This window comes from Actinomadura sp. RB99 (genome assembly GCF_014706005.1).
Lineage (GTDB): Bacteria > Actinomycetota > Actinomycetes > Streptosporangiales > Streptosporangiaceae > Spirillospora.
The window spans coordinates 190,370-202,583 of sequence record NZ_JABMCA010000001.1 but is presented as its reverse complement, the minus strand read 5'-3'; the positions used below and the strand labels follow the sequence as shown (position 1 = coordinate 202,583).

Sequence of the window (12,214 nt, the reverse complement as noted above, 5' to 3'; positions counted from 1 at the left end):
ATGAGGGGCCACCGGAACGCGGCGCGCGGGGACGCCGCCTGCCTCGACTGCGGGAGCTGGGCCGTCACGGCGGACGGCTTCTGCGAGCGGTGCGGGCTGCGGCAGCCGGGCGCCGACGAGCACGCCGAGGCGCACCTGGTGGTGGACGGGCGGCCCGCGCTGGGCGCCGGCATCAGCGACCCGGGGCTGCGCCGCGTCCGCAACGAGGACGCGTTCGCGCTGGCGGCGCTGCCGCACGGGGCGTGCGGCGTCGTCTGCGACGGGGTCGCGACGGCGCCGGGGTCGCGGGAGGCGGCGCGCGCCGCGGCGCAGACGGCGTCGGCGGTGCTGCTCGACCGGATCGCGGCGGGCGCGGCCCCCGACGAGGCGACCCGGGAGGCCGCCGGGCGGGCGGGCGAGGCCGTCGCGGCCCTCGCCGACGCCGACGGCCCCGGCCCGGCCTGCACGTTCGTCTCGGCGGTCGTGGCGGCGGACCGGGTCACGATCGCCTGGCTCGGCGACAGCCGCGCCTACTGGCTGTCGGCGGCGGAGTCGTTCCCGCTGACCACGGACGACTCGTGGGCGGTGCGGGCGGTCGCGCGGGGCGAGCTGACCGCCGACGCGGCCTGGACGGACCGCCGCGCGCACATGCTGACGGCGTGGATGGGGGCGGACGCGGGCGCGTTCGAGGCGCACGTGGCCGCGTTCGAGCCGGACGGCCCGGGACTCGTGCTGATGTGCAGCGACGGGCTGTGGAACGATCTCCCGGACGCGGCGGCGCTGGCGTCGGTCGCGCTCGGCGGGACGGGCGGGGAGGCGGGGCCGCTGGGGGCGGCGCGGCGGCTGGTGCGGGCGGCGCTGGACGCGGGGGGACACGACAACGTGACGGTGGTGGTCATCGAGTTCCCGCCGCCCGACCCGACGAGGGAGCCCGGCAGATGAGCGAACGTCCCGAGTTCACGATCCGCGTGGACCAGAACCCCTACCTCCCGGCGGGCGGCCGCGAGATGCACGCCATCGTGACCGTCGAGTCCCGCGCGGACGGCGACACCGGACCGCCCGCCGAGGGCGGCGCCGCGGAGGTCATCATCATCGACACGTCCGGGTCGATGTCGTACGGCGGCAAGATGGCCGCGGCGCGGCGCGCGGCGAAGGCGGCCGTCGAGGTGCTGCGGGACGGGGTGCGGTTCGCGGTCGTCGCGGGCGCGAACCGGCCGCGGATGATCTACCCGCAGGGGGAGCGGCTGGTCGAGGCGAGCGCGTCGACGCGGCGCAGCGCGGCGAACGCGGTCGCGCGGCTGGACGCGGCGGGCGGCACCGCGATCGGGTCGTGGCTGCGGCTGGCGGACCGGCTGTTCGAGGGGCAGGACGGCCTCGTCAAGCACGCGATCCTGCTGACCGACGGCAAGAACCAGCACGAGAGCGCCGAGGAGCTGGACGCAGCGCTGCGGCAGTGCACCGGGCGCTTCCTGTGCGACGCGCGCGGCGTCGGCACGGACTGGGAGGTCGCCGAGCTGCGCAAGATCACCTCGGCGCTGCTGGGCGGGTTCCTGGACGTCCCCGACCCGAAGGACCTGGAGGCCGACTTCCTCGCGATGACGCGGGCGGCGATGGGCAAGCAGCTCGCGGACGTGGCGCTGCGCGTGTGGACGCCGCAGAACGCGGAGCTGCGGTTCCTCAAGCAGATGGTGCCGACCGTGGACGACCTGACGGCCCGGCGGGCGGAGTCGGGGACGCAGACCATCGACTACCCGCTCGGCGCGTGGGGCAGCGAGAACCGCGAGTACCACCTGTGCGTGGAGGTCCCGCCGGGCGACATCGGGCGGCAGATGCGCGCGGCGTGGGTGAAGCTGATCGCGCCGGGCGCGGGCGGCGAGGCCGAGCGCGTGCTGGCGTCCGGGAACGTCCTCGCCGAGTGGACCGACGACGAGGCCCGCTCGACGCGGATCAACGGGCGGGTCGCGCACCACACCGGGCAGTCGGAGTTGGCCGACGCGATTCAGGAGGGGCTGGAGGCCCGGCGCGAGGGCGACGAGGACACCGCGACGGCCCGGCTCGGCCGCGCCGTGGTGCTCGCCCGGGAGGTCGGCAACGAGCAGATCGCGGGGCTGCTGGACAAGGTGGTGGACGTCATCGACCCGGCGACGGGGACCGTCCGGCTGAAGTCGGACGTGTCGAAGGCGGACGAGATGTCGCTCGACACCCGCTCGGTGCGGACCGTCCGGACGGCCCGGACGCGCAAGGACGACGTGCCGCCGCCCAGGGCCCCCGGCGAGCCGCCGAGCGCGCCGCCGAGCGCGCCCCCGAGCGCGTCCCCGAGCGCGTCCCCGGGCGAGCCGCCGAGCGCACCCCCGAGCACGCCGCCGGGCACGCCGCCGGACGAGGCCGGGAGCTGAGGCCATGCCGGTCTGCGCGAACGGGCACGTGTCCGCCGCCGACGATTACTGCGACGTGTGCGGCGACCTCATGGAGGGGGCGCAGCGCGCGGAGTTCACCATGGTCGAGCACGGCGCCGTCTCGGTCGCCGACCCCGCCGGGGCGGGAGCGGCCTCCCGCCCGGCGCCGGAGGAGGCACCGGAGTCCGAGGAGTGCCCCGACTGCGGCACCCCCCGCAGCGGCCGGTTCTGCGAGAACTGCGGCTACGACTTCGCGACCGGCACCGCCCAGGCCGGGGAGGCCCCCGGCCCGGGGCCGCAGGCCCCCGCGCGCTGGCACGCGGTGATCACGGCCGACCGCGACTACTACGCCTCGGTGATCGCGCAGGAGGGCCCCGACTCGGCGTCGCTGGAGTTCCCGCCGTACTGCCCGGAGCGCCGCGTCCCGCTGCTCGGCGAGCAGATCCGGATCGGCCGGCGCAGCGCGTCCCGCGCGACCGTCCCGGAGATCGACCTCGGCGGCCCGCCCGAGGACCCCGGCGTCTCGCACCTGCACGCCGTGCTGCTCGCCCGGCCCGACGGCGGCTGGCTGCTCGTCGACCCCGGCTCCACCAACGGGACGACGGTGAACGGCGGCGCCGACCCGATCGCGGTGAACACGCCGGTCCCCCTCGGCGACGGCGACCGCGTCCACGTCGGCGCCTGGACGACCATCACCCTGTCCCTTCAGGAGGGCCCGCCATGACGATGACGCCCGCGCAGCCGGCGGCGCCGCCCGGCGCCCGCCCTCCCGGGACGCCGGCGCCCGCGCCCGGCACGGACGCCGTGCCCGCCGCTCCCCCGGCGCGGCGGGGGCGGCTCGCCACGTTCGCGCGCGGCCGCTGGCTGCGCACGATCCCCGGCCGGATCCGCGCGCACGTCGCGCTCGTCCTGGCCGCGCTCGTCGCGCTGCTGGCCGTGCTGACGGTCGCGGTGGGGAACGCGCGCGACTCCGTCCAGACGATCGGGCACGACGCGGGTCCGCAGGTCGTCGCGACCAGCACGCTGTACTTCGCGCTCAGCGACATGGACGCGCAGGTCTCCAACATCCTGCTGATCGGCCGCCAGCACGACCTCGGCAGCGGCTACGACCAGATGATCGGCGCCTACGAGCGGCGCCGCGCGGACGCCGACGCGGCGGCGGTGCAGGCCGCGCAGCTCGCCGGGCGCGACCCGGCGCTGCGGCAGACCGTCCAGGACGTCCTCGACGGCCTCGGCCGGTACGAGCGGCTCGTCGGGTCGGCGATGCAGCTCAACCAGCAGGCCGACCATCCGGCGGGGGAGCCGCCGAAGGAGGTCGTCGACGCCTACCGGCAGGCGACCGACCTGATGAAGCTGGAGCTGCTGCCGAAGGCGTACAACATCACGCTCGACACCGGCGCGCACGTCCGGCAGGCGTACGAGTCGAAGCGGACGTCGGTACTGGCGGGCCGTGACTGGGTGGTCGTCGCGGGCGTGGTCGCGCTGCTGCTGCTGGTCGCGACGCAGCTGTACCTGGCGCGGACGTTCCGGCGGCTGCTGAACCCGGCGCTCGTCCTGGCGACGCTCGGGACCGTGGCGCTCACCGCCGTCGGCGCGGGCCTGCTGTCGGCGCAGGCGGGGCACATCCGGAAGGCGAAGGAGGACGGCTTCGACTCCGTGCTGTCGCTGTCCCGGGCGCGGTCGATCAGCCACAGCGCGTTCGCGGACGAGAGCCGCTACCTCCTCGACCCCGGCCGCGCCGACACTTACGAGCAGACCTACCTCGACAAGTCCCTCTCGGTGGTCTATCCGGACATCGGCGACAAGCCGCTGAACCTGGAGAACTACTACGCGGGGCTGGAGCAGAAGGTGGGGCCGTACCGCCCGCGCGAGGGCGCGGCGCCGTTCCTCGGCTTCCTCGCGGACGAGGCCGCCTCGGCGCGGAACGCCCGCGAGGCCGACGCGGTGCGGCGGACGCTGCGCGCGTACATCGTCGTCCAGCGCGACGACCAGCGGATGCGGTCGCTCGCGGCGTCCGGGAACCGCACCGGCGCCATCGCGCTGCGGATGGGCCGCCAGACCGGCGCGATCCCGGACTTCGACGCCTACGACGCCGCGCTCGGCTCGCTGATCGCCGTGCACCAGGACGCGTTCACCAGGCAGATCAAGGACGCGGACGGCGGGCTGCGCAGCTGGAAGGCCGTCCCGCCCGCCGCCGCCGTCATCGCGCTGCTGATCGTCGCGGGGGTCCGTCCCCGGCTGGCCGAGTTCCGCTGACCGGAGGAGACCCCCCATGCGCGCCACCCGTGCCCGTTCCGTCCGCCTCCCTTCCCGGCGCACGGCCGCCCTGGCCTGCGCCGTCCTGTCCGCCGCCGGGCCGCTGTCGGCGTGCGGGCTCGGCGGCGCGGACCGGCCGACGATCGCCCACAAGCACTCGCTGACCATCGGCGTGAAGGCGGACCAGCCGAGCCTCGGCGTGAAGGGCAAGGACGGGACGTACCAGGGCTTCGACATCGACGTGGCCACCTACATCGCCGGACGGCTGGGCGTGCCGAAGGACCGGATCAGGTGGCGCACGACGAACTCCTCGGTCCGGGAGAAGGCCCTCGCGGACGGCACCGTCGACATGATCGTCGCGACGTACTCGATCACCGCCACCCGCAAGCGGGTCGTCACGTTCGCGGGCCCGTACTACGTCGCGCACCAGGACACGCTGGTCGCGCCGGGCAACACGGCGATCCACGCGATCCGGGACCTGAAGGGCCGCAAGATCTGCGCGGTGACCGGGTCGAACTCGTGGCGGCGGGTGATCGAGGAGCGCAAGATCGCCGCGGTGCCGGTGCAGGCGCCGACCTACGGCGCCTGCATGGGCGACCTCGCGGCCGGGAGGCTGGACGCGGTGTCGACCGACGACCTGATCCTCGCCGGCTTCGCCGCCGGCCGCCCCGGCAAGATCATCAATGCGCCGTTCACGGACGAGAAGTACGGCGTCGGGCTGAAGAAGGGCGACCTGGAGGGCTGCGAGCGGATCAACCGGGCCATCACCGACATGTACCAGGACGGGACGGCGGCGCGGCTGCTGACCAAGTGGTTCGGCAAGTCGGGGCTCAAGCTCACCACGAGCGTGCCGCAGTTCGAGGGCTGCAGCTGACGCCCGCCGCCTCCGGCGCCCGGCCGCCGTCAGGCCGTGATGCGGTCAGGCCGTGGTGGACGGCAGCGCGCCGATCGCCTCCCGCAGCGTGTCGTAGATCGGGACGAACTTGTCGATCCCGGTGATGCGGAAGACGCGCTGAACGCGCGGCGGCAGCGCGACGAGCGCCACCGTGCCGCCGCGCTCCCCGGCGCGCCGGTTCGCCGCGACGATCGCGTTGAGGCCGGTCGAGTCGCAGAACGTGACCTGCCGCATGTCGACGACCATGGGCTCGCCCGCGTCCACCACCTCGAACAGGGCCTCCTCGAAGCGGGCCCGGGAGACCACGTCGATGTCGCCCTGCACCCGGACGAGGGTGCAGCGTTCGTCCTTCATCAGGCTGATGTCGAAGTCCATGGCCACCTCTCGCCCCGGCTCCGGGGGCGCCTCGGTCCCGCGCACCTGGTACCCCACCTCAGGTGACTCCTCAGGATTGCGCACCCGTGCCCGCAATCCAAGCACTTCCAGGGATAAGGACCGGGTCGCCCTCCCCCGTCCCGGACCGTAACACCCCTGGCCGCCGGGGCCGCGCGGCGCCCCGTCCGTGCGCCGTCCCGTGCGTCCCGGCGTGCCGCGACCGCCGCCCGAATAACTTACTCCAGAGGAACTTACTGGATGGTAGGAAATGGTTTCACGATTGCCGCACCTCCCCAATGTGACCGAAGTCCCACCCCGGGATCAAGGCCCCCAATAGTTCACCGGCGCCCCCCATGACCAGCGGTTGAACCATTTCTTACGTCCGGTGCGGCGGGAAAAGCAGGTGCTGACCCGGGGACGGATCGGCGCAGAGGTTACAGTGGCGGTGCGAATGACAGGAGGCTGGGTGTTCTACACGTTCATGACGCGAGTGGTGCGTCCGATCCTCTGGCTGCTTTTCCGCCCGAGGGTGATCGGCGGGGAGAACGTGCCCGCCTACGGGCCCCTCATCGTGGCCAGCAACCACCTGTCGTTCATCGACAGCTTCATCATCCCCCTCGCCGTCCCGCGGCCGGTGACCTACATCGCCAAGGCCGACTACTTCGTGGGCGGCGGCCTCAAGCGCGGCTTCGTCCGCTGGTTCCTCACGAACCTCGGCCACGTCCCGGTCAAGCGCGGCGCGCGGCGCGCCGCCATGGGCGCCCTGGAGCAGGCCGGCGACGTCCTCGCCAACAGCGGCGCCTTCGCGATCTACCCCGAGGGCACCCGCTCCCCCGACGGCCGCCTCTACCGCGGCCGCACCGGCGTCGGCTGGCTCGTCCTCGCCTCCGGCGCCCGCGTCCTGCCCGTCGCGCTGGAGGGCACCGAGAAGATCCAGCCGATCGGGGCGTCCAAGCCGCGGATCTTCGGGCCCCGCCCCACCGTCCGCATCGGCCCGCCGATGGACTTCTCCCACTACCGCGACCTCCCGCCCGCCAAGGCCCGCCGCGCCATCACGGACGAGATCGTCGAGACCATCCAGAAGATGTCCGGCCAGGAGTACGCGCCCGTCTACAACGAGCGTGCCGACGAGGGGCAGCAGTAGGGGCGCCCCGCCCCGGCCCGCCCTGGTCAGCCGCCGAGGTTGGGGGCCTTCTCCTGGATGGTCGCGCCCGCCCGGCTCTGGGCGTCGGACTTCAGGCCGTCGACCGCCGAGTTCACCGACCCGATCTGCGACTGGTCGAGCCGCCCGGACTTGAACCTGCCGGCCAGCGCCGAGAACATCGCCGCCACCTTCTCCGCCGGGACCTTCAGAGCGTTGCAGAGCTTCGGGTCCGCGCCGATCAGCTTGCGCGCGGCGTTGAGCCGGTTGGCCGCGAACAGCCCCGCCGCCCCGGCCTTCGCGAACGCCTTCGTCCGGCCGTCGGCGCCCTGCTTGAAGCTCCCCGCCTGGTACGGCTTCCAGATGTAGCGGTGGAAGGCGCCGATCGCCAGGCCGGCGTCCGCGGCGAACCGCGTCTTCGCGAAGTGCTTGGTCGCCTCGGTCGGGCAGGACGACGGCGACGCGGCCGGCGAGCCCGCCGCGGCGCCCCGTCCCGCGGCGGCATGGGCGCCGTCCTCGTGCGCCTTCTCACCGCCTCCGCCGCACCCGGACGCGGCGACCAGCGCCAGCAGCAGGACGGGCAGTACCAGAACTCTGCGGAACATTTTCTTCCCCCGATGTGAGCACGCGCCCGGTCCCGGGCGCCCTCCGTGGCCTACCCAGCGATCAACAGCCGTCACGGAGGGTCCGCATGACGCGGCGGTCCGGTGGCGCGGACGTGCCGCGCCACCGGATCACCGGGCCGTCCGCGCCGGTCAGCGGCGGCGGGCGGTGCGCAGGAGCAGCAGGCCCGACGCGAGGACCGCCGCGGCGGTCGCGCCGTGGACGCCGAACGCGGTCGCCTTGGAGCCGTGGTGGGCGAGCACCGTCAGCATGTCGCCGGCCGCGATCGTCGAGAACGCGCACATCACCAGGCCGAGCGCCTCCCGCTTCCCGCGGGCCAGCAGCGCGAGGACGGCCAGGCCGGTGCCGAGGTCCCGGACGCCCTTGATGTTCAGCCACGCGGTGGCGTCGCCGGACGGCACGGCCGGCAGCCCGAAACCCGCCGCGGTGCCCACCGGGTCGAGGATGTACGAGAGCCCGACGTAGCCGATGCCGACCCCGGTGAGCAGGGCGATGGCGCTGCCGGTGCGGGACGTGCGGACGTCCTCGCGGAGCCGCCGCATCCGGGCGGCGTGGTGGCGTTCGCCGTAGAGCCGCCAGAAGCCGCGGGCCGGAGCGGGCAGCCCGGAGAGGAACTCGGCGCGCTCGTCCGGCGTCGCGTCCTCCAGCACCACGCCGAGCAGCGTGAGGATCTTCGACTTGGGGGTGTGCTCCGCGAAGTGGTCGCCCTGCGCGTTCCACTCGTCCTCGGTGAGGTGGCGCTCGGCGAGCGGCAGCAGGTGCGCCTCCTCGTCGTCCAGGTGCTCGACCAGCAGGGCGCGGTGCTCGACCAGCGCGGCGACCAGGGCGTCACGGCCCGCGGCGTCCGCCGACCGCGCCCAGGGCCCGGCGAGGTCGTGCAGGCGGGCGATGGTCGCGGCGACCTTCTCGTGCTGGGCCTCCATGCGCAGCACGATGTCGGCGTCCAGGTCCACCCGCGACAGCAGCAGCGGCCAGATCAGCTCGTCCTCGCCGTGGTGGTGGTTGTGCAGGCCGAGCAGGTAGTCGGCGAGGTGCGCGGTGAGGGCGCGGGCGCGGCGGCGGTCGCCGGGGCGGGTCGCGCCGATCAGCTCGGCGAGCAGGCGCGACTCGCGGCGCATGCCGCGGTGGATGACGACCATGGAGCGGGTGAAGGTGAGGGCGGTGTGAACGGTGTCGGTGCTCATGCCGCCAACGCTGCCCGGGGCGTCTTGGAACCGACTTGGAGCACGAGCTGGAAGGCGACTTGGAAACCGGCTGGAGGGCTGCTCGGAGGGCGGCTTGGACGGCGGTCCCGGCGCCGGTGGCTACGATCTGTCCGAGATGGTGCGGATTCGGGTGCTCGGCGCCTTCGAGGCCGAGGTGGCGGGCGTGCGGGCGGCGCTGGGCGGGCCGCGGCAGCGCGCGGTGCTGGCGCTGCTGGTCGCCGCGCGTGGCGCGGTCGTGCCCGTCGACCGCATGATCGAGGACCTGTGGCGCGGCGAGCCCCCGGCCCAGGCCGTCACGTCCCTCCAGGCGTACGTCTCCAACCTGCGGAAGCTGCTGGAGCCCGGCCGCCCGCCGCGGGCCCCGGCCCGGGTGCTGGTCTCCGCCGCGCCCGGCTACGCGCTGCGCCTGCCCGACGAGGCCGTGGACGCCTGGCACTTCGCCGCGCTCGCCCGCGACCCCGAGCGCCCGGCGGAGGCCCTGGCCCTCTGGCGCGGCCCGGCGTTCGCCGAGTTCGCCGACGAGGAATGGGCGCGGGCCGAGATCGGCCGCCTGGACGAGCTGCGCCTGGCCGCCCGCGAACGGCACGTCGCCGCCCTGCTGCGCGCGGGCGACGCCGCGGCCGCCGTGCCCGAGGCGGAGATCCTCACCCGCGACGAGCCGCTCCGCGAGGAGGGCTGGCGGCTGCTGGCGCTGGCGCTGTGGGGGGCGGGCCGCCAGGCCGACGCGCTCGCCGCGCTCCGCGAGGTCCGCGCGACGCTCGCCGACGAGCTCGGCCTCGACCCGAGCCCCGCGCTCGCCGATCTGGAGACGGCGATCCTCCAGCAGCGCACCGAGGCGTTCGACCTCCCCGCGCCCGCCCCCGTGCCGGTCCCCGCGCCCGCGCCCGCTCCCGCCCCCGGCGGTCCGGCCTTCCTGGGCCGCGACGGCGAGCTGGCCGCGCTGACCGGGCTCGCACGCGAGGGCGGCGTGCGCGTCGCCCTCGTCACCGGCGAGGCCGGGCTCGGCAAGACCGCCCTGCTGACCCGGCTCGCCGGCGTCCTGGAGCAGGAGGGCCGGCTCGTCGTGACGGGCCGCTGCCCGGAGAGCGAGAGCGCGCCCCCCGCGTGGGCGTGGACGGAGGCCCTCACCGCGCTCGACCGGCACGTCCCGGCCCCCGCCGAGGCGGCGCCGCTGCTGCGGGACGCGTCCGGCGGCGAGCCCCGCGACACCACCGCCGGCCGCTTCCGCCTCCACCGGGCCGTCTGGGGCTGGCTGAACGACGCGGCCCGGCGGCGCCCGCTCGCGGTCATGCTCGACGACCTGCACTGGGCCGACGCCGAGACCCTCGCCCTGCTGGCCGCCCTGTCCGGCGACGCGCCGCTGCTCGTGGTCGCCGCGTTCCGCGCCGACGAGGCGGGCACCCGCCTCACCGAGACCCTCGCGGTGCTGGCCCGGCGGTCGCCGCTGCGGCTGCCGCTGCCCGGGCTGCCGGAGCCGGCGGTCGCCCGGCTCATCGCCGCCGAATGCGGCGCCGACGTGGACGAGGCGACGGTCTCCGCCCTCGCCGAGCGCACCGGCGGCAACCCCTTCTACGTGCGGGAGAGCGCCCGGCTGCTCAGCAGCGAGGGCGCGCTCGTGGCGACCTCGGAGGTCCCCGAGGGGGTGCGGGACGTGCTGCGCCGCCGCCTCGCCCGCCTGCCCGAGCCCGCCGTCGCGGTCCTGCGGCTGGCCGCGCTCGCCGGCCGCGAGGCCGACGTGGACGCGCTCGTCCTCGCGGCCGACGCCGGCGAGGACGCGGTGCTGGACGCCCTCGACGCCGGGCTCGTGGCGGGCCTGCTGACCGAGCGCGCCCCGGGCCGGGTCCGGTTCGCGCACGCGCTCGTCCGGGACACGATGATCGCCGACCTCAGCGCGCTGCGCCGCACCCGCATGCACGCCCGGCTCGGCGCCGCCCTGGAGCGCCTGACCCCCGACGACGCGCCGGCGCTGGCGTACCACTTCCACCGCGCCGCGTCCGCCGCGACCGCCGCCAAGGCCGTCGAGTACGCGGTCCGGGCCGCCGACCTCGCCGAACACCGGTACGCGCACGAGACCGCCGTCGAACTGCTCACCCAGGCGCTGGAGTCGTTCGAGCGCATGCCGGGCCGGGACGCCGCAGACCGCGTCGACCTGCTCGGCCGGCTGCTGCGCGCCCAAGCGCGCGCGGGCGCCGTCCAGGACGCCCGCGCCACCCGCCGCCGCGCCGTCGACCTCGCCGAGGAGGCCGGGCGCGACGACCTGCTGCTGGCGGCGTTCACCGCGTGGACCGAACCGGCCCCCTGGCAGCTCCGCCCGTACGGGGCCGTCGACGAGCACCTGGTCGGCCTGCTCTCCCGGCTGCTGGACCTCGACGGCCTCGCGCCGGACGTGCGGTGCCGCCTCCTCGACGCCTACGCCGCCGAGCTGACGGGCACCGGGGACGCGCGGGGACGGGCCGCCGCCGAGGAGGCCGTCGAGATCGCGCGGAGCCTGGGCGACCCGAAGCTGCGCGCCCTGACCCTGTTCACGCTCGGCCGCGAGCGCGACTACCGCGGGCACGACCCCGGCGAGACCCGCCGCCAGGCGGCGCAGGCCCGCGAGCTCCGCGCCCTCGGCGCCGAGCACGACATGCCCACCGCGCTGTGGTCGGGCACGTTCAACCTCGCCGCCGCCGCCGTGTGGGAGGAGCGCCCCGCCGAGGTGCGCGCCCGGGTCGCCGAGGCGGCGGAGCTGGCCCGCCGCTACCGGATGCCCGAGGCGGGCGTCGTCTGCGAGGTCGCCGAGGCCGCGCTCGCCCAGGCCGAGGGCCGGCTGGACGAGGCGGAGCGCCGCTACGCCGCCGCGACCCGGGCGATGGCCGACCAGGGGTCGCTGCACACCGCCGGGTTCGCCCTGCTCACGCGCGCGACGCTGGCGGTGTCGCGCGGCACGCTGGCCGGGTTCGCCGCCGAGGCCGGGGACGTCCCGCCCGAGCTGGCGCCGCTGGTCACCGACGTCCTCGCCGCCGCGCAGGCCGCCGCCGGCCGGCTCGACGAGGCGCGCCGCCTCCACGCGTCGGCCCCGCCGATCCAGCCGGACTACTTCTTCACGATGTTCAGCACGTTCCGCGCCATGACCGTGGTCGCGCTGGGCGACGAGCAGGGCGCGGCCGAGCTGTACAAGGCGCTGCTGCCGCATCGGGACGGCCCGCCTGCGGGGCTGGAGAGCCTGGCCGTCGCCCTGCCGCCGCCCGCCCGCACGCTGGCCGAGCTCGCCCGCCTCGTCGGCGAGGACCCGGCCCCGCACCTGCGGCGCGCCGCGGAGATCACCGCCCTGTGGAATGCCCCGCAATAGGCGCCTGCGGGC

General features: G+C 75.8%; 10 protein-coding genes. 7 read left to right on the top strand and 3 right to left on the bottom strand.

What is annotated here, in order from left to right:
- From amrb99_RS01060 to amrb99_RS01040, 5 genes are read left to right on the top strand one after another with little or no spacing between them, the layout of a single operon-like run.
- Positions 1–921 carry a PP2C family serine/threonine-protein phosphatase gene (locus tag amrb99_RS01060; protein ID WP_190850912.1) on the top strand — a complete coding sequence of 307 codons (921 nt, stop codon included), beginning with the start codon at positions 1–3 and terminating at the stop codon, positions 919–921.
- Positions 918–2,375: a VWA domain-containing protein gene (locus tag amrb99_RS01055; protein WP_190850910.1), complete on the top strand. Its 1,458-nt coding sequence runs from the start codon at positions 918–920 to the stop codon at positions 2,373–2,375. The genes amrb99_RS01060 and amrb99_RS01055 overlap by 4 nt, the downstream gene beginning before the upstream one ends.
- A gap of 4 nt (positions 2,376–2,379) precedes the next feature.
- A complete protein-coding gene (locus amrb99_RS01050; protein ID WP_190850907.1) occupies positions 2,380–3,099 on the top strand; it encodes an FHA domain-containing protein in 720 nt (239 codons plus the stop codon).
- Positions 3,096–4,631: a hypothetical protein gene (locus amrb99_RS01045; RefSeq protein ID WP_241755112.1), complete on the top strand. Its 1,536-nt coding sequence runs from the start codon at positions 3,096–3,098 to the stop codon at positions 4,629–4,631. The genes amrb99_RS01050 and amrb99_RS01045 overlap by 4 nt, the downstream gene beginning before the upstream one ends.
- A 16-nt stretch (positions 4,632–4,647) precedes the next feature.
- Positions 4,648–5,505 carry a glutamate ABC transporter substrate-binding protein gene (locus tag amrb99_RS01040; RefSeq protein ID WP_190850905.1) on the top strand — a complete coding sequence of 286 codons (858 nt, stop codon included), beginning with the start codon at positions 4,648–4,650 and terminating at the stop codon, positions 5,503–5,505.
- Positions 5,506–5,550: 45 nt separating this feature from the next.
- Here amrb99_RS01040 and amrb99_RS01035 read toward each other — a convergent pair whose 3' ends face one another.
- Positions 5,551–5,958 (bottom strand): STAS domain-containing protein, encoded by a 408-nt coding sequence (locus tag amrb99_RS01035; RefSeq protein ID WP_347256481.1) that lies wholly within the window; start codon positions 5,956–5,958, stop codon positions 5,551–5,553.
- 409 nt (positions 5,959–6,367) lie between these two features.
- On the opposite strand from amrb99_RS01035, the gene amrb99_RS01030 reads away from it, so the two are divergent.
- Positions 6,368–7,045: a 1-acyl-sn-glycerol-3-phosphate acyltransferase gene (locus amrb99_RS01030; protein ID WP_190851351.1), complete on the top strand. Its 678-nt coding sequence runs from the start codon at positions 6,368–6,370 to the stop codon at positions 7,043–7,045.
- Between the two features lie 26 nt (positions 7,046–7,071).
- On the opposite strand, the gene amrb99_RS01025 is transcribed toward amrb99_RS01030, so the two are convergent.
- Complete coding sequence (locus tag amrb99_RS01025; RefSeq protein ID WP_190850901.1) at positions 7,072–7,647, bottom strand: hypothetical protein; 576 nt, start codon at positions 7,645–7,647, stop codon at positions 7,072–7,074.
- A 150-nt stretch (positions 7,648–7,797) separates the two neighbouring features.
- The gene (locus amrb99_RS01020) at positions 7,798–8,850 is read right to left on the bottom strand and encodes a DUF4267 domain-containing protein (RefSeq protein WP_241755111.1); all 1,053 of its coding nucleotides are present in this window, start codon (positions 8,848–8,850) and stop codon (positions 7,798–7,800) included.
- 136 nt (positions 8,851–8,986) lie between these two features.
- Between amrb99_RS01020 and amrb99_RS01015 the strand changes: the two genes are divergently transcribed.
- Positions 8,987–12,202, top strand: a complete 3,216-nt coding sequence (locus amrb99_RS01015; RefSeq protein WP_190850898.1) for a BTAD domain-containing putative transcriptional regulator — start codon at positions 8,987–8,989, stop codon at positions 12,200–12,202.
- The last annotated feature ends 12 nt before the right edge of the window (positions 12,203–12,214 follow it).

What these genes read in the sequence shown, in the direction of transcription:
- amrb99_RS01015 (WP_190850898.1), top strand. Translation starts at nt 8,987, where the DNA reads ATGGTGCGGATTCGGGTGCTCGGCGCCTTCGAGGCCGAGGTGGCGGGC.
- amrb99_RS01025 (WP_190850901.1), bottom strand. Translation starts at nt 7,647, where the DNA reads ATGTTCCGCAGAGTTCTGGTACTGCCCGTCCTGCTGCTGGCGCTGGTC.
- amrb99_RS01020 (WP_241755111.1), bottom strand. Translation starts at nt 8,850, where the DNA reads ATGAGCACCGACACCGTTCACACCGCCCTCACCTTCACCCGCTCCATG.
- amrb99_RS01060 (WP_190850912.1), top strand. Translation starts at nt 1, where the DNA reads ATGAGGGGCCACCGGAACGCGGCGCGCGGGGACGCCGCCTGCCTCGAC.
- amrb99_RS01050 (WP_190850907.1), top strand. Translation starts at nt 2,380, where the DNA reads ATGCCGGTCTGCGCGAACGGGCACGTGTCCGCCGCCGACGATTACTGC.
- amrb99_RS01045 (WP_241755112.1), top strand. Translation starts at nt 3,096, where the DNA reads ATGACGATGACGCCCGCGCAGCCGGCGGCGCCGCCCGGCGCCCGCCCT.
- amrb99_RS01055 (WP_190850910.1), top strand. Translation starts at nt 918, where the DNA reads ATGAGCGAACGTCCCGAGTTCACGATCCGCGTGGACCAGAACCCCTAC.
- amrb99_RS01040 (WP_190850905.1), top strand. Translation starts at nt 4,648, where the DNA reads ATGCGCGCCACCCGTGCCCGTTCCGTCCGCCTCCCTTCCCGGCGCACG.